Origin of the sequence: Deinococcus aetherius (genome assembly GCF_025997855.1) — a bacterium.
Taxonomy (GTDB): domain Bacteria; phylum Deinococcota; class Deinococci; order Deinococcales; family Deinococcaceae; genus Deinococcus; species Deinococcus aetherius.
In genome coordinates this window covers 2,604,618-2,618,844 of record NZ_AP026560.1, presented here as the reverse complement: position 1 = coordinate 2,618,844, position 14,227 = coordinate 2,604,618, and the positions used below count along the sequence as shown (strand labels likewise).

Here is a 14,227-nt window from a genome sequence, read left to right as displayed (position 1 = left end):
TGGGAAGAGGGGAAGTGCCTATGGAATACATGAGGCTGGGCCGCACTGGACTGGACGTGTCGCGCATCTGCCTGGGCTGCATGGGCTTCGGGGACCCGGAGCGCTGGATTCACAAATGGGTGCTTGACGAAGAAAACAGCCGCCCGGTGATTCAGCAGGCCCTAGATATGGGCATCAACTTCTTCGACACGGCCAACGTCTATTCCCTGGGGGTGAGCGAAGAAATCCTTGGGCGCGCGCTCCGGGACTTCGCCCGCCGGGATGAAGTTGTGATCGCCACCAAGGTCCACGGCAAGATGCGCGAGGGGCCGAACGGCGGCGGGCTGTCGCGCAAGGCGATCCTGAGTGAGATCGACCACAGCCTGAAGCGGCTGGGGACCGATTACGTGGACCTCTACCAGATTCACCGCTGGGACCCCCAGACGCCCATCGAGGAGACGATGGAGGCGCTGCACGACGTGGTGAAGGCGGGCAAGGCCAGGTACATCGGCGCCTCGGCCATGTGGGCGTGGCAGTTCCAACGGGCGCTGCATGTCGCCGAGCAGCACGGCTGGACCCGCTTCGTGTCGATGCAGGACCACCTGAACCTGATCTACCGTGAGGAGGAGCGGGAGATGCTGCCGCTGTGCCGCGCGGAGGGGATCGGCGTCATTCCGTACAGCCCCCTGGCGGGCGGACGCCTCACCCGGGACTCGGGAACGGAAGGCACCTTGCGCGCTGAAACCGATCAGGTGGCCCGGATGAAGTACGACGCGACGGCGGACCAGGACCGGATCGTCGTGGAGCGGGTGGCGGAATTGGCGCAGAAGCACGGCGTGTCCCGCGCCCGCATTGCCCTGGCGTGGCTGCTTCGGAAATCGCCCGTGACGGCGCCCATCGTCGGGGCGACCAAACTCTCCCACCTGGAGGAAGCCGTCGGTGCCCTGTCCGTTCGCCTGACCCCGGAAGAGGTCGCCTACCTGGAAGAGCCGTACGTGCCGCATCCCATCGTGGGTCATCAGTAACCCCGAGAAGAGGGCACAAGTTCTCCCTCACAACCACCCCTTCTCCCTCGCCTTCCTCGCCGCCTCCGCCCGGTTCCCGGCCCCCACCTTGCTGATCGCCTCCGAGAGGTAGTTGCGGACCGTGCCCTCCGACAGCCCCAGCCGCGCGGCGATGGCGGCGGTGCTCGCCCCGGACTCGGCCTCGCGGAGCACCTGGCGCTCGCGGTCGGTCAGCGGATCGCGCTCGCCCCACGCCTCCTCGGCCAGCGCGGGGGCAATCGCGCGGCCCCCGGCGTGGACGCGGCGGATGGCCTCGGCGAGTTCCGAGGCGGGCGCGTCCTTGAGCAGGTAGCCGCGCGCCCCGGCGTCCAGCGCCCGGCGCAGGTAGCCGCCCCGCGCGAAGGTCGTCACGATGACCACCCGCACTCCCGGCAGCTCCTCCCGCACCCGCCCGGCGAGGTCGAGCCCGCTTAGGCGCGGCATCTCGATGTCGGTGACGAGCACGTCGGGGTTGAGATCGCGCGCCAGCCCCAGGGCCGCCTCCCCGTCCGTCGCCGTGCCGACCACTTCCAGGTCCCCCTCCAGCGACAGCAGCGCGGAGAGGGCCCCCAGCACGAGGGACTGGTCCTCGGCGAGCAGGACCCGAATCACGCGGTCACCAGCCCCAGGCCCGCCTCGCCGCCCACATCGTCGGGAAAGTCGGCGGTCAGGGTCGTGCCGCGCGTGCCGTCTCGGGTCAGCGAGCCGCCCAGCGCCCGCATCCTCTCGCGCATCCCGGTCAGGCCGCTCCCCTCGGGGCCCTCGCCGCCCACCCCGTCGTCGCGGATGACAAGGCGGTGGCCGTGGGCGGTGCGGGTGAGGCTGACCTCCACCTCCCGGGCGTGGGTGTGGCGGACCACGTTGGTGACGGCCTCGCGCAGCAGCATGGCGGCCCCGGCCTCGGTGGGGGCGGGCAACTCCGGCAGCGGCCCCGTCACGTTCAGCCGCACGCCTGCCGCGTCGAGGGCCACCTTGGCGCGGGCGAGTTCGGCGCTGAGGCCGCTTCCCCGGTAGCCGTGGACGGCGGCGCGCACCTCCGTCAGGGCCTCGCGCCCGATGCGTTCGACCTCGCGGATCTCCTGGGCGGCGCGGGCGGGGTCGCGCTCCGCCAGTTTGCCCGCCAGCTCGCTCTTGAGGACGATCACCGAGAGGGTGTGCCCCAGCAGGTCGTGCAGGTCGCGGGCGATACGTTCGCGCTCGGCGTCGGCGGCCAGCCTCTCTTTCTCGCGCTGCACCTGTTCGAGCTGGGCGCGGGCGACGCGCTGGCCGTAACTCGCGTGGTTGGCGTAGGCGGCGACGAGGGTGAAGACCAGATTGGGGGCGAGCCACCACAGGTCGTCCGGCTGGTAGGTGCCGGTCCAGAAGGGCCAGACCATCACCGCCATGTTCAGAAAGGCCAGCCACAGGGCCAGGGCCGTGCGGGGCTGGAAGCCGATCATGCTCGCCCCGTAGATCAGGAAGGCGCCCCCCGAGCCGCCGGTGAGCGGGAAGAGGGCGAAGTAGGTCACGAGGCTGCCCGCCCACCCGGCGAGTGCCCAGCGTTCCTGGACCTCGCCGGAGCGGGCGGTGACCATGCGGAAGCGGAAGACGGTCACGTACAGCCCCAGGAAGGCCGCGAGCAGCCCGACGAACAGCAGCGTCTGCCCGGCCGTCCGGGGACGTTCGAGAAACCCGGCGACCGGAAAGGCCAGAAAGGCCAGCCAGAACAGCGGGAACAGGTCCCACACCAGCGCGCGGCGGCGCGGGGCGGCGGGCGTCATCGGGTCGCCGCCGGGGCAGGAGGGGGAGGCACCATGCCCCATGATGCCTCCCTCCCCCCGCCCGGGGAGCCTCGTCGCCCTCACTGCCCGCGCGCCTCGTCCCGCCTCAGCGCCCAGATCGCCAGCGCCCCGAAGACGAGCGTGTACCCGGCCAGCCACAGCCAGTGGGTGACCTCCCCGCCCGTCTGCCCGGCCCCACCCTGTCCAGCGAGCGTGCCCCAGCCCAGCCGCGCGAGGTGGTAGCTCGGCAGGTACGGCGCGACCCTCTGCATGAAGGCGGGCAACCCGTCCAGCGGCACGAACAGCCCCGACGCGAAGGCGACGATCACGCTGACGATGTTCGCCAGGATCTGCGCCGATTGCGGGTTCGCCAGGAAACCGATGCTCAGGCCCACGGCGATCAGGGAGACCATGCCCGCGAGCAGCTTGACGAGCAGGGTCAGCGCCAGCCCCAGCGGCAGGGTCACCCCACCCGCGAAGTGCGCGAAGGCGTACAGCAGGCTCAGGGCGAGGGCGCTGAAGAGAAGCGCAGCGATCACCTTCCCCGCGAAGTACAGTGCCGTCGGCATGGGCGAGGCCCGCAGCAGCCGCAGCCAGCCCCCCCGCCTCTCCGTGGCGACCGCCGACCCGAACGAGAACATGGCGAGGCTGAGCAGCGAGTGGGTCCCGAAGCTCACCAGGATGATCTGCCCCACGTTGGCCCCGCCGCTCGTGGTCTCCTTCACGGCGGGCAGCCCGAAGAGCCCGAAAAACATGATCGGAAAGCCCACCGTGCCGAGGGCAAACATCGGGTTGCGAACCATCCGCCCCAACTCGGCGAGGACGAGCTGACCCAGGGCGGGGAGGAGAGGCGCGCGGCGGGTGGCGGGCGTGGCGGTGCGGGTCAGGGTGGTCATGGCGAAACCTCCGGTCGGGGGAACAAAGGGCTTCAGACGGAGCGGGAGGTCCGGGCCGCCCGCAGCACCAGCCCGGCGTAGACGACCTGGTAGGCCACGAACACCACGAAGAGGCCGGTGGTGAGGGGGCTGTTGCTCACGAAGGCCGAGGAGTCGAAGCCCTGGGCTCCGGCGTCCGCCTGCATGAGAGCCTGCCCGGCGATGAAGGGCCACAACCGCCACAGCAGCCGCAGCACGAACAGCAGGAACACGCCGCCCCCGATCCAGACGTTGGGGACGTAGCGGGTCGCGTGGCCGTCCGCGCCGTACTCGAAGCGGGTGTGCCGCGCCGACCACCGGGCCAGCCCCGCGCCGACCACCGCGCCTAACAGGGCCGCGCCGTACCCAGCGAGTCCATGTGGGGCCAGCAGGACCAGCCCCGCGAGGATCAGCAGCAGGACCGGACGCCGCGTCAGCCGCCGCCGACCCCGCTCATCCAGCGCCTGCGGACCCGCGAGGCGCTGGAAACGGCGCAGCAACATCAGCGCCAGCACGGCCAGGGTGAGCAGGGAGGGCAGCAGCGTGGGGTGGGCGGCGGTCATGCCCGCACCCCCTGTGGGCGGGCCGTCAGGCTCAGGAAGGCGTCCTCCAGGCTCGCGCGGGTGACCTCCAGCCCCGTGAAGGCGACGCCGGACCCCACGAGCGCCCGCACCAGCGCCTCCGGCTCGCGGGTCCGCAGGTCGGCGTGGCCGCCCCCACTGACCTCCGCCGCCTCGACGCCGGGCAGGGCGCGCAACTCGGCGAGCACGAGGTCGGAGGTGAATCTCACCCGGCCCGTCGCCACCCGTGCCCGCAGGCCCTCCGGCGTGCCGTCGGCGAGGACGGCGCCCGCGTTCATCACGACCACCCGGTCAGCGGTGCGCTCGGCCTCCTCCAGGTAGTGCGTGGTGAGGAGGATGGTGCGGCCCTCCTCCCTCAGCCCCTCGGCGGCGTGCCAGAAGGCGGCGCGGCTCGCGGCGTCCATGCCGGTCGTCGGCTCGTCCAGGAAGAGGAGCTGCGGGTCGCCGACCACCGCGAGCGCGAAGGCGAGGCGCCGCGCCTGCCCGCCCGAGAGCGCCCCCGCTCGCCGCCCCGCCACGTCCCGCAGGTCGGCGAGGTCGAGCGCCGCGTCCACGCTCAGGGGCCGGGGGTAGAGCCGCGCGAACAACCCGACCGTCTCCCGCACGGTGAGAGCCTGGGGAATGGCGCTCTCCTGGGGCATGGAGCCGACGTGCGAGCGGACCCGTCCGGCTAGGGGATCACCGCCCAGCACCCGCACCGTGCCCGAGGTGGGGCGCGCGAGGCCCAGCATCAGGCTGATCGCGGTCGTCTTGCCCGCCCCGTTGGGTCCGAGCAGGGCGGTCAACTCACCCGCCCGCACGTCCAGCGTCAGGTCCCGCAGCGCCTCGACCCGCCCGAAACTCTTGTTCACCCCCGAAAGCTCTATCGCGTTCATGGGGGCATGGTGCGCCCACCGGTGCCGGGTCCCCAGTGCCGGGCGTCAGGCGGCGGGGTTGACGAATGTCACCTCGCCCCCTTCGGGGCGCAGCCGCCCGCTAGAATCCGGCGCAGATATGGCCGACCCCAACCTCATCCGCGAGGCCCTGCGCGCCACCCTGACCGCCTGGGCGGTGGCCGAGGTGCGCGGCGACCAGGCCCGCGTGACCCTCGCCCCCGACCCCGACGCCCTCGCCTCCCACCTCGACCCCGTGGACCCGGCCTGGTCGTTGAGTTGGGCCTGCGAGAGCGTCCAGCCGCCCGTGGTGCGCGCCCGCCTGACCGTGGGGGGCGCCGCCCGCGAGGGGATGAGCGGCGGCCATACCCTCGGGGACGCCAAGCTGCGCGCCCTGGCCGACGCCGCGCGCTTCTTCGGGGTGCCCGCCCCGGCGGAGGGGCAGTGGGTGGAGTACGACCCCGAGGACGGCCCGAACACCAGCGACCTCGACGCGGAGGTGGGGGCGACCGCCACCCGCCGCGCCCCGGCCCTCCCCCCCGAGCCGCCGCGCGACCCCCAGATGGACAAGGCCCGGCGCCACATCGAGGACCTGCTGGAGCAGCTCAAGGCGGCGGGCAAGGGCGGCGAGGCCACCCGCGTGCTCCTGCGCGGCTACGGCGAGACGGTGCAGGAAAGCCGCGCCATCTACAAGGAACTCCAGGCGATCTTGAAGGGCTGAGGGCAAGGTGCGCAAATTCATTGCGGTGGGGGACGTTCACGCCGACTGGGAGGGCCTGTGGGGGGCGCTGCGGGCGGCAAGCTGCGTGGACGCGCACTTTCGCCCGACGCCCCCGGTGCAGGCGGGGCTGTATCAGGTGGTGCTGATGGGTGACCTCGTGCATCCCAAGCGCGTGCGAGACTACGAGCGCCTGACGGGCCTCCCGCGCTTCCATCCCCGCGATCCGGAGCACCTGCTCCTGGCGGCGCGGGAGCAGGTGGGGCACCTGGAGCGGCTGCGCGCCTATCAGGCGGCGGCGCCGCACGCCGTCCACATCCTGCTGGGCAACCACGACGACGCGGTGCTCGACCCCCGCCTCGTCCTGGGCACGAGCGGGGGACTCGTGCACGTGGAGTTCGACCCCGCGCACGGAGGCCAAGCCCTGCCGGATGACCTGCGGGGCTGGATGGGGGGCTTCCCGCGTGAACTCCGGGTGGGGAGCGTGCAATTCGCGCACGTCTCGCCCCTGCCCGCCCACGCCTACTACGACGACCTGTTCTACGCCGACCCGAGCGCCAAACGCTGGTTTCGCGAGACGCCCGAGTACGTCCGCCGGGCGGGCCTGAGCTTCGGCGTGTACGGTCACACCCAGCCCGGCGGCGGCATCCTCCTCGACCGCGAGGCGGGATTCGCGGTGATCGACGCCCTCCCCGAGCGCGAATACCTGGAGATGCTCCTGGACCCGGCGCTGCCCGAGCCCGTGCAGGGCGTGCGCGCCGTGCCGTTCTGAGGAAAGATCCCGCTCCCCCACACCCGGCAGGAAACTGTGGGCGTGTTGACAACCCCGGGGGGCACGGCTATCCTTAATCCCGCTGCTTTCGCGGCAGTTGTGGTCCGGTAGTGTAGCGGTTAGCATAACTGCCTGTCACGCAGTAGGTCGCGGGTTCAAATCCCGTCCGGACCGCCAAGGCCCCCCGTGGGCACGGCTAGGTAGCTCAGCTGGTAGAGCAAACGACTGAAAATCGTTGGGTCGCCGGTTCAAGTCCGGCCCTGGCCACCAAGAGAAAGCCCCGCCTGAGGTGGGGTTTTTTGTTTGAGTCTCCGCCGGTCTGCGGGCCATTCGGTAAAGGAGCTGTGTCGGGTGCCCGCCCGGGGCCCCGATGGTGGGACGCCGCTTTGGGCATCTCGCCGCCGTGCGGGGTTGTAAGAGGCCTGTTACGCCGGGCTCTTCATGCTGCCCCCAGACGCGTGCCGGGCACGCCCCCAGAGCTTTCGACATGACCCAGCGTTCCTTTCATCCTCCGGCGGCCCCGCCCAACTGGCGCGGGGGCCTGGCCCTCGTGGGGGTCCTGGTGGCCCTGCTGATCTTCGCCCTTTACGAGCACGCCCGTCTTCCGCAGACCGTGACCCCCCAGCGGTGGCAGGGCGTCCTGCGGCTGCTCACCCTGTTGCCCCTGCTGTTCATAAGCTGCGCCGCCGTCACGTTCGGCCGGGACATGCCGCCCGGGATGCCGTTCGGCGTGCTCTGCACGACCCTCGCTCTGATGTCGTGGATCGCCAGCGGCGCGTCCCCGCTCGTGTTCGGCCACCGGGTGACGCCCGAATGGTTCGAGACCCTCCTGATCGGTGTGGTGACGTTCGGCATCCTGTGGCAGGCCCTGCTCGGGATGCGCGAGGGCCACCGGAGTTTCCTGGCGACGCGCGACGCCGCCGAGCGGGACCCCCTCACCGGGCTGCTGGGCCGCGAGGGGCTGCGGCGGCGCGTCGGCGAGCTGCCGCCCGGGGACGCGCTCGTCGTGATGGCCGACCTCAACCTGCTGAGGCTCGTCAACGACTCGCGCGGGCACGGGGCGGGCGACGCGCAGATTCGAGCGGTCGCCTCGGCCCTGCGCGGGGCCTTTCCCGACTCGGCGCTGTGGTGCCGCTGGGGCGGGGACGAGTTCGTCGCCGTGCTGCCCGGCGTGAGCGAGGAGGCCGCCCGGACGATGATGACGCGCGCCGCCGGGCTCGTCCCGCCGCCCACCCCGAACATGCCCCCGCTGGCCTTCGGGGTGGCCCGGGGCACGGTGGGGGAGGCCTTCGAGCGCTCGCTCGCCCTCGCCGACCAGAGGATGTACGAGGCCAAGCAGGCCCAGCACCTCCGCCTCGGGGACGGGCGCGACACGCTGGCGCTCGACGAGCTGTCGCGGCGCATCGAGGCCCTCGCCACGCCCGACGAGGTGATCCGGGTCGGGCTGCCGCTCGTGATGGACCTGTTGGGGTTCGACGGCATCGGCTTTATCGAGCGGCGTGAGGGCGGGTGGTGCCTCGCACACGCCCACCTGCGGGAGGGCGTCGCCTTCGACGTGCCCGCGCCCGGGCTCCCCCTCCCCGAGGAGGGCCTGATCGGCCGGGCGGCGCGCGAGGAGCGCGGGGTGTGGAGCACCGCGTACGAGGAGGAGCCCGACGCGGTCCCCTTCTGGGTGGACTCGGGCATCCGCAGCGGTGGAGTCGTGCCCGTGCGCTGTGACGGGCGCGCGGTGGGCATGCTCATCCTGCTCAAGGTGGGGACGTGGCGGGCGGTGACCCCGCAGGTGTGCCGGGTGATGGAGACGGCCGCGCTGCGGCTCGGGCACGCGCTGGAGTTGCGGCAGGCCGTGGCGAAGGTACAGGCGACCCTGGAGCACGGCCTGCTCGCGCTCGGCGTGGCGCTGGAGGCCCGCGACCTCGAGACGCACGGCCACACCGAGCGCGTGGTGCGCCTCGCCCTGCGGCTGGGCCGGGCGCTGGGGCTGTCCTGCCCGGACCTGGAGGCGCTCCGGCAGGGCGCTTGCCTGCATGACCTCGGCAAGCTCGCCATCCCCGACCGGATCCTGCGTAAACCCGGCGGACTCGACGCGGACGAGTGGGCCGTCATGCAGACACACGCCGCCGTGGGCGCCGGGATCGCCGCGCGCATCCCCAACCTGGAGCCGGGCGTGCTGGAGGTGATTCGGCACCACCACGAGCGCTGGGACGGCGCCGGGTACCCGGGCGGCCTCGCCGGGGAAGCTATCCCGCTCCTGGCGCGGGTGTTCGCGGTATGCGACGTGTACGACGCCCTCACCAGCGAGCGCCCCTACAAGGAGGCCTGGACGCCCGGGCGGGCCCGCGCCGAGCTTCAGGCACAGGCGGGGCGGCAGTTCGACCCGGGGGTGGTGACGGCGTTCCTGCGGGTGCTGCGCGGGGAGGCGGAGGTCGCTGTGGTCCGCTCCTGAGCGCACCCCCGGCCTACGCCAGCTCCTCCGCCTCGCGGACGATGCCCAGCACGCGCTCGCGCACGAGCCGTTCCTCGCGCAGGTAGCGTTCGGCGCTCATCTGCACGCCGATGGCGGCGACGATCTGGTCCCCGTGTCGGTAGGGCACGCCCAGGGTGCACTGCCCCTCGACCCACTCCTCGATGGAGTAGGCGTATCCCCGCCGCCGCACCCGCGCGACCTCGGTGCGCCACTCGTCGGGGGTGGTGATGCTGTTCACCGTGCAGGCGCTGAACTCGCGCGGGAGGATGTCGGCGTGGGTGTAGAGAATCTTGCCGCTCGCGGTGGCGGTGGCGGGCAGGTAGATGTCGAGTGGCAGGTCGATGTCGGCGTCGGGGTGGCGCTCGCGGATCGCGCACACGACCTCCTCGCCCTCCAGAATGCACAGGAAGGCCACCGCCCGCACCCCGAAGGCCAGCCGGGTGATCAGCGCCCGCGCCCCCGGGAACCACGGCAGCGCCGCCGTGAGCTGTGCCCCCATCTCCGCGATGTGCCACGACAGGCGGTAGCGCCCGGCGGGCGTGCGCCGCAGGAAGCCCGCCTCCGTCAGCCCCGCCAGGTAGGCGTGGGCCGTCGCCCGGGGCACGCCCAGATGGGCGGCGAGCGCCCGCACCCCCCACTCGGGCTGCTCGGCGCTGAAGGCTCCCAGGATGCTCGCGGCTTTCTGAAGGGACAGCACATGTCCAGCGTACAGGGACGGCCGTGCCTGGGCCGTGATCATGACGGAAGGCCGAAGGTGGGTCAGCCGGGCGGCCCCAGCAACTCCTCCCGGTCGTGGGGATCGAGCGGCAGCAGGGCCGTCTGGACGAGGTAGGGCCGCCTGCCCTCCCGCTCGCCGCCCACCCCGCTCAGCTCCTCGCGCAGGGCGTCGAGGTGGGCCTGCACCCGCCGCGCCGCGTCGTCGTCCAGCCACAGCACGCCCATATAGTCGCCGCCGGGACGCCCTCCCCGCGCCTCGGCGAGTGTCCGGCCTTCGGGGAGGAAGGTCTCCGAGTGGACCTGCCCGTCCACGCTGCGGTAGATCAGGCGGGCGTTCAGGTCCAGCTCCGCGAGCCGCCTCGCCCCGGCGCGGGCGCGCAGACGGTCGAAGGGCCGCCCGTGCCGCGTGATCTGTGCCTCCAGGTCCGCGAAGGGAGTGAGGTGGAAGGGCACCTGGAATCCGGCGGGCGCCCGGTAGAGCCGGAGGGGTCGCCCGGCCCGGCGCTCCTCGCCGACCTCCGTGAGCAGCCCCGCCCCTAAGAATTGCCGCACCCGGTAGAGCATCCGCTCCACGCTCACTCCCGCCTCGCGTGCCGCCGCCCCTGCCGACAGCGTCCGCCCGATGAAGGGCTCCAGGTGGCGCAGGGCCACGGGGTCGCTCAGCCGCCGCGCCTGCTCCGGGGTGACCACCTCGAACCACTCGCCCTCGAATGAACCCAAAATCGTCTGCGGCATTTTCGGCAGGGTACGCCGGACGCTGGGGGTATGACCACCACACCTGCGATAACTACGCTGCCGCGCGCCTTCTGGACGTACTGGGCGGGGGTGAGCGCGACCGCCCTGGGGGACTCCGCCGTCGCCGTCGCCCTGCCGTTCCTGGCGCTGGACACGGGGGGAGGAGCGGGGGCGGTCGGCCTCGTGGTTCTGTGCGGCAGCCTGCCGCGTTTTCTGGCGCCACTGCTCGGTGGACTCGCCGACCGTCTGCCTGCTCGCCGTCTTCTCGCCCCGAGTGCCGGGCTGCGGGCGCTCGCGGTGGGGCTCGTCGGTGGGCTGGCGCTGACGGGCACGGCCCCGCTCGCGCTTCTCGCCGCCCTGGCCTTCGTGAACGGCCTGCTCTCCACCCTCGCGTACGCCACAGGGGCCGCGCTCGTGCCGCGTCTGGTGCCCGCCGCCCTGCTGCCCCGCGCGAACAGCCTGAACAGCGGGGCCTTGATGGGCGCTCCCCTCGTCGGGTACGGGGTGGGCGGCGTGCTCGTCCACACGTTCGGGGCGGGGGGGACGCTGCTCGTCGCCACGCCGCTCATCCTGGGATTGACGGTCGCTGCCCTCGCTCTGCCCCACCTGAAGGGGGCGGCAGGTGGACGAGTTCAGCCCCTGCGGGATGTGCTGGAGGGCCTGCGCGTCGTCCGCCGCTCGCCCCTTCTCCTGGCCCTGCTCGCCATGAGCTTCGCGCTCAACCTCGCCATGAACGTGATGAACGTCCGGGCGCCGATTCACATGACGACGTTCGGGCGCGGCGCCCCCGATTACGCCGTCTTCGAGATGGTCGTCGCCGGGGGCGTCCTCGCGGGCATCGCGCTCGTCACGCCGCGCGCCGCGCGCTGGAGGCTGGACACCCTGATCGGCGTGGGCCGCTGGGTCCTCGTCCTGGGCACGCTCGGCTTCACCCTGACCCCGGTGCCCGCGTGGTGGGGCGCCGCCGCCGTGTTCGGCGTAGGGCTGGGGTTGTTGGAGGTCGCTGCGACCACCCGCTCCCAGCAACTCGTGCCGGACGGGCTCCGGGGACGAGTGATCGGCGCGCTGATGGGCGTGAACGCGGTCGGACTGACGTTGGGTGCGGCGCTGGCGGCGTGGCAGATCGAGACGGGAACGCTGATGCTCGCCCTCACCGTCCTGCTCTCCCTCCTGGCGCTGACGTGGACGTTGGCGGTGCGGGCATAGGCGCGGCGGGCGGCGAACTGACGGGGAGCAAAACGGGGGAGGGGGACACGTTAGCGTGCGTCCCCCTCCCTCCGTCGTTCTGTTCTACACCGTACCGCGCGACAATCTCCGCTCCACCCCCCGCTGCACGACCTCCAGCACGGCGCTGATCGCCCAGTACAGCAGGGCCGCCGTGAGGTACGGGCCGAAGGGCTCGAAGGTCCGGGCGATCACCAGTTGGGCGCTGCGAAGCAGTTCCACCACCGTGATCACGGAGACGAGCGACGTGTCCTTCACCAGCCCGATCAGGCTGTTGCCCAGGCTGGGAGCCGCCACCCGCAACGCCTGCGGCAGCACGATCAGGCGCATGGTCTGCGCCCCCGTCAGCCCGAGGCTGTACGCCGCCTCCCGTTGGCCGCGCCCCACCGACAGGATCGCCGCCCGGATCGTCTCCGAGAGGTAGGCGCCCGCGTTGAGCGTCAGGGCCAGCACGCCGCCCACCACCGGGCTCAAGGTGATCCCGAAGCTCGGCAGCCCGTAGTAGATGACGAAAATCTGCACCAGCAGGGGCGTGCCCCGGATAAAGGACACGTACAGCCCCGTCAGCCAGCGCAGCGGAGCGAACCGCGACAGCCGGGCGAGTGCCACGGCAAAGCCCAGCGGGAGCCCCAGCACCATCGCCGCGAGCGCGAAGGCCAGCGTGATACCCGCCCCCTGGATCAGGACGGGCAGGGCCTGGAGGGCGCTTTGCAGGATGAAGGAGAGGTCCACGGGCTCACCTTAAACGGCGGCGGGACGCCCGGGGCATTCTCCCCGCGTCCCGCCGCCGTGAGCGCTTACTTCCCGGGCTGGCTCACGTCCTGCCCGAACCACTGGCGGCTGATCTTGGCATACGTGCCGTCCGCCTTGATCTGGGTCAGCGCCCGGTCGACGGCAGCCTTGAGCGCCGCGTTGTCCTTGCGCAGGGCGATGCCCACGGGCTCGGGAGCGCCGACCACGCCCGCGCCCTTCACGGGGAGGTTGTCGCGCTTGATCAGGTAGCCCACGAGCAGGCGGTCGTTGTACGCGGCGTCGAGGCGGCCCGAGATCAGGTCGCGCAGGTACTCGGGGGCGCCGGGGTACGTCACCACGTTGATGCCGCCCGCGTCACGAAGCTGCTTCTCGAAGTTGCTGCCCAGCCCCACGCCCACCCGCTTGCCCTTGAGGTCGGCGAGCGTTTTGAACGAGGTGTTGGCGTTCTTCCGCACGATGATCTGCGGGCTACTGTAGGCGTACGGCCTGCTGAACCCGATGGCCTGCTGCCGCTCGGGCGTGATGCCGACCTGATTGACGATCACGTCGTACTTCCGCGCCTGGAGCCCGGCCAGGATGCCGCTCCACTCGGTCAGCACGAACTCGGGCCTCAGCCCCAGCTTCGCGGCGACCGCCCTGGCGATATCCACGTCGAAGCCGACGAGCTGCCCCTTCTCGTCCCTGTAGGTGAAGGGGGCGTACGTCCCCTCCATGCCGATCTTGAGGACGCCGGGCGTCAGGGTGCTGGGCTTGTTCTGGTTCTGGGCCTGAGCGCCGCCCACCAGGAGCAGGGGCGCGAGGATGGTCAGGATGGTCCGCTGCATGATTCCTCCGTTGCAGAGGGCGCCGTCTCCCTGGGGAAGGGCGCCACGCGACCTCCCACATTACTCCTGATGCTCTGTTTTGTAAAGTGCTTTGTTCTGATTAGCAGATTGGCCCGACCTTCACGCGGGGTCAGGGCCGCAGGTCCTCTTCCTCGATCAGGAAGTCGACGGCGCCGGAGCCGATCTCGTAGTAGGCGCCGATGACGCGGATCTGGCCGCGCGCCTCGGCGGCCTGGATGACGGGCTGCTCGCGCAGGGCAGCGACCTGGTAGCGGACGTTGTTGATGACGGCCTCGCGCATCCGGGCCTTCTTGTCGCGGATGGGGGGGAGGCTCCGCACGCAGGGCTGGATGCGGGCGATGAGGTTGCGCAGGTTCTCGGGCTCCCGGGAAACCTGCTCCTCCGGCAGCATGGCGGCGGCCACCGCCCCGCACCCCTCGTGCCCCATCACGACGACGAGGTGAACGTCGAGGTGTTCGGTCGCGTACTCCAGCGTGCCCAGGCCGACGTCGCCCACCACGTTGCCCGCCACCCGCACCACGAAGAGGTCGCCGAGGCCCTGGTCGAAGACGATCTCCACGGGGACCCGGCTGTCGCTGCACGCGAGAACCGCCGCGAAGGGGGTCTGCCCCATGATCTGCGACCGGCGCTGGTTGGCGTCCACCTCGGGGCGGGTGGCCTGACCGGAGAAGAAACGGGCATTGCCGTCCTGAAGGGCCTGAATAGCGTCTTCTGGCGTGCTGATGCGGGCCGGGCGCAACTCCGCGATGTCCGCCATGCTCGCGCCCCGGCGAATCGCCGCCAGCACGCGCCGTTCGAGGTCGGAGGTCGGGGGAGGCGGCAGCGGGTTGGAGGCCGAATCGCTCAC

15 protein-coding genes and 2 tRNA genes are annotated in these 14,227 nt (G+C 71.9%); 7 read left to right on the top strand and 10 right to left on the bottom strand.

Annotation, left to right across the window (positions count from 1 at the left end):
* Positions 1-20 precede the first annotated feature (20 nt).
* Positions 21-1,004, top strand: a complete 984-nt coding sequence (locus DAETH_RS13310; RefSeq protein ID WP_264775358.1) for an aldo/keto reductase — start codon at positions 21-23, stop codon at positions 1,002-1,004.
* Positions 1,005-1,031: 27 nt separating this feature from the next.
* On the opposite strand, the gene DAETH_RS13305 is transcribed toward DAETH_RS13310, so the two are convergent.
* From DAETH_RS13305 to DAETH_RS13285, 5 genes are read right to left on the bottom strand one after another with little or no spacing between them, the layout of a single operon-like run.
* Positions 1,032-1,634, bottom strand: coding sequence for a response regulator transcription factor (locus DAETH_RS13305; protein WP_264775357.1), 603 nt, complete (start codon positions 1,632-1,634; stop codon positions 1,032-1,034).
* A complete protein-coding gene (locus tag DAETH_RS13300) occupies positions 1,631-2,824 on the bottom strand; it encodes a sensor histidine kinase (RefSeq protein ID WP_264775356.1) in 1,194 nt (397 codons plus the stop codon). Before DAETH_RS13300 ends, DAETH_RS13305 begins: the two co-directional genes overlap by 4 nt.
* A gap of 38 nt (positions 2,825-2,862) precedes the next feature.
* Positions 2,863-3,678, bottom strand: coding sequence for an ABC transporter permease (locus tag DAETH_RS13295; RefSeq protein ID WP_264775355.1), 816 nt, complete (start codon positions 3,676-3,678; stop codon positions 2,863-2,865).
* Positions 3,679-3,710: 32 nt separating this feature from the next.
* The gene (locus DAETH_RS13290; RefSeq protein WP_264775354.1) at positions 3,711-4,259 is read right to left on the bottom strand and encodes a hypothetical protein; all 549 of its coding nucleotides are present in this window, start codon (positions 4,257-4,259) and stop codon (positions 3,711-3,713) included.
* Positions 4,256-5,152, bottom strand: a complete 897-nt coding sequence (locus DAETH_RS13285) for an ABC transporter ATP-binding protein (RefSeq protein WP_264775353.1) — start codon at positions 5,150-5,152, stop codon at positions 4,256-4,258. The genes DAETH_RS13290 and DAETH_RS13285 overlap by 4 nt, the downstream gene beginning before the upstream one ends.
* Positions 5,153-5,270: 118 nt before the next feature.
* Here DAETH_RS13285 and DAETH_RS13280 point away from each other — a divergent pair, with 118 nt between their 5' ends.
* The 5 genes from DAETH_RS13280 (at position 5,271) to DAETH_RS13260 (ending at position 9,085) form a co-directional block, all read left to right on the top strand.
* A complete protein-coding gene (locus DAETH_RS13280; RefSeq protein WP_264775352.1) occupies positions 5,271-5,870 on the top strand; it encodes a single-stranded DNA-binding protein in 600 nt (199 codons plus the stop codon).
* 7 nt (positions 5,871-5,877) lie between these two features.
* Positions 5,878-6,639, top strand: a complete 762-nt coding sequence (locus DAETH_RS13275) for a metallophosphoesterase (protein WP_264775351.1) — start codon at positions 5,878-5,880, stop codon at positions 6,637-6,639.
* Between the two features lie 101 nt (positions 6,640-6,740).
* Positions 6,741-6,816: transfer RNA gene (locus DAETH_RS13270), tRNA-Asp, on the top strand.
* Between the two features lie 17 nt (positions 6,817-6,833).
* A tRNA-Phe gene (locus DAETH_RS13265) sits at positions 6,834-6,909 on the top strand.
* A 217-nt stretch (positions 6,910-7,126) separates the two neighbouring features.
* Positions 7,127-9,085 carry an HD domain-containing phosphohydrolase gene (locus tag DAETH_RS13260; RefSeq protein WP_264775350.1) on the top strand — a complete coding sequence of 653 codons (1,959 nt, stop codon included), beginning with the start codon at positions 7,127-7,129 and terminating at the stop codon, positions 9,083-9,085.
* Positions 9,086-9,098: 13 nt separating this feature from the next.
* Here DAETH_RS13260 and DAETH_RS13255 read toward each other — a convergent pair whose 3' ends face one another.
* Positions 9,099-9,803, bottom strand: a complete 705-nt coding sequence (locus DAETH_RS13255; protein WP_264775349.1) for an IclR family transcriptional regulator — start codon at positions 9,801-9,803, stop codon at positions 9,099-9,101.
* 62 nt (positions 9,804-9,865) lie between these two features.
* Positions 9,866-10,558, bottom strand: a complete 693-nt coding sequence (locus tag DAETH_RS13250) for a hypothetical protein (protein ID WP_264775348.1) — start codon at positions 10,556-10,558, stop codon at positions 9,866-9,868.
* A 30-nt stretch (positions 10,559-10,588) separates the two neighbouring features.
* Here DAETH_RS13250 and DAETH_RS13245 point away from each other — a divergent pair, with 30 nt between their 5' ends.
* Positions 10,589-11,764 (top strand): MFS transporter, encoded by a 1,176-nt coding sequence (locus DAETH_RS13245; protein WP_264775347.1) that lies wholly within the window; start codon positions 10,589-10,591, stop codon positions 11,762-11,764.
* A gap of 84 nt (positions 11,765-11,848) precedes the next feature.
* Here DAETH_RS13245 and DAETH_RS13240 read toward each other — a convergent pair whose 3' ends face one another.
* The 3 genes from DAETH_RS13240 to DAETH_RS13230 all read right to left on the bottom strand — a co-directional run bounded on the left by DAETH_RS13240 (position 11,849) and on the right by DAETH_RS13230 (position 14,227).
* Positions 11,849-12,514, bottom strand: a complete 666-nt coding sequence (locus DAETH_RS13240) for an amino acid ABC transporter permease (protein WP_264775346.1) — start codon at positions 12,512-12,514, stop codon at positions 11,849-11,851.
* Positions 12,515-12,579: 65 nt separating this feature from the next.
* Positions 12,580-13,359: a transporter substrate-binding domain-containing protein gene (locus DAETH_RS13235; protein ID WP_264775345.1), complete on the bottom strand. Its 780-nt coding sequence runs from the start codon at positions 13,357-13,359 to the stop codon at positions 12,580-12,582.
* A gap of 130 nt (positions 13,360-13,489) precedes the next feature.
* A complete protein-coding gene (locus tag DAETH_RS13230; protein ID WP_264775344.1) occupies positions 13,490-14,227 on the bottom strand; it encodes a carbonic anhydrase in 738 nt (245 codons plus the stop codon).

Excerpts from the sequence above, each read along its gene's own strand:
- DAETH_RS13295 (WP_264775355.1), bottom strand. The coding sequence starts at position 3,678 with ATGACCACCCTGACCCGCACCGCCACGCCCGCCACCCGCCGCGCGCCT.
- DAETH_RS13285 (WP_264775353.1), bottom strand. The coding sequence starts at position 5,152 with ATGAACGCGATAGAGCTTTCGGGGGTGAACAAGAGTTTCGGGCGGGTC.
- DAETH_RS13260 (WP_264775350.1), top strand. The coding sequence starts at position 7,127 with ATGACCCAGCGTTCCTTTCATCCTCCGGCGGCCCCGCCCAACTGGCGC.
- DAETH_RS13290 (WP_264775354.1), bottom strand. The coding sequence starts at position 4,259 with ATGACCGCCGCCCACCCCACGCTGCTGCCCTCCCTGCTCACCCTGGCC.
- DAETH_RS13280 (WP_264775352.1), top strand. The coding sequence starts at position 5,271 with ATGGCCGACCCCAACCTCATCCGCGAGGCCCTGCGCGCCACCCTGACC.
- DAETH_RS13250 (WP_264775348.1), bottom strand. The coding sequence starts at position 10,558 with ATGCCGCAGACGATTTTGGGTTCATTCGAGGGCGAGTGGTTCGAGGTG.
- DAETH_RS13245 (WP_264775347.1), top strand. The coding sequence starts at position 10,589 with ATGACCACCACACCTGCGATAACTACGCTGCCGCGCGCCTTCTGGACG.
- DAETH_RS13310 (WP_264775358.1), top strand. The coding sequence starts at position 21 with ATGGAATACATGAGGCTGGGCCGCACTGGACTGGACGTGTCGCGCATC.
- DAETH_RS13235 (WP_264775345.1), bottom strand. The coding sequence starts at position 13,359 with ATGCAGCGGACCATCCTGACCATCCTCGCGCCCCTGCTCCTGGTGGGC.
- DAETH_RS13300 (WP_264775356.1), bottom strand. The coding sequence starts at position 2,824 with ATGGGGCATGGTGCCTCCCCCTCCTGCCCCGGCGGCGACCCGATGACG.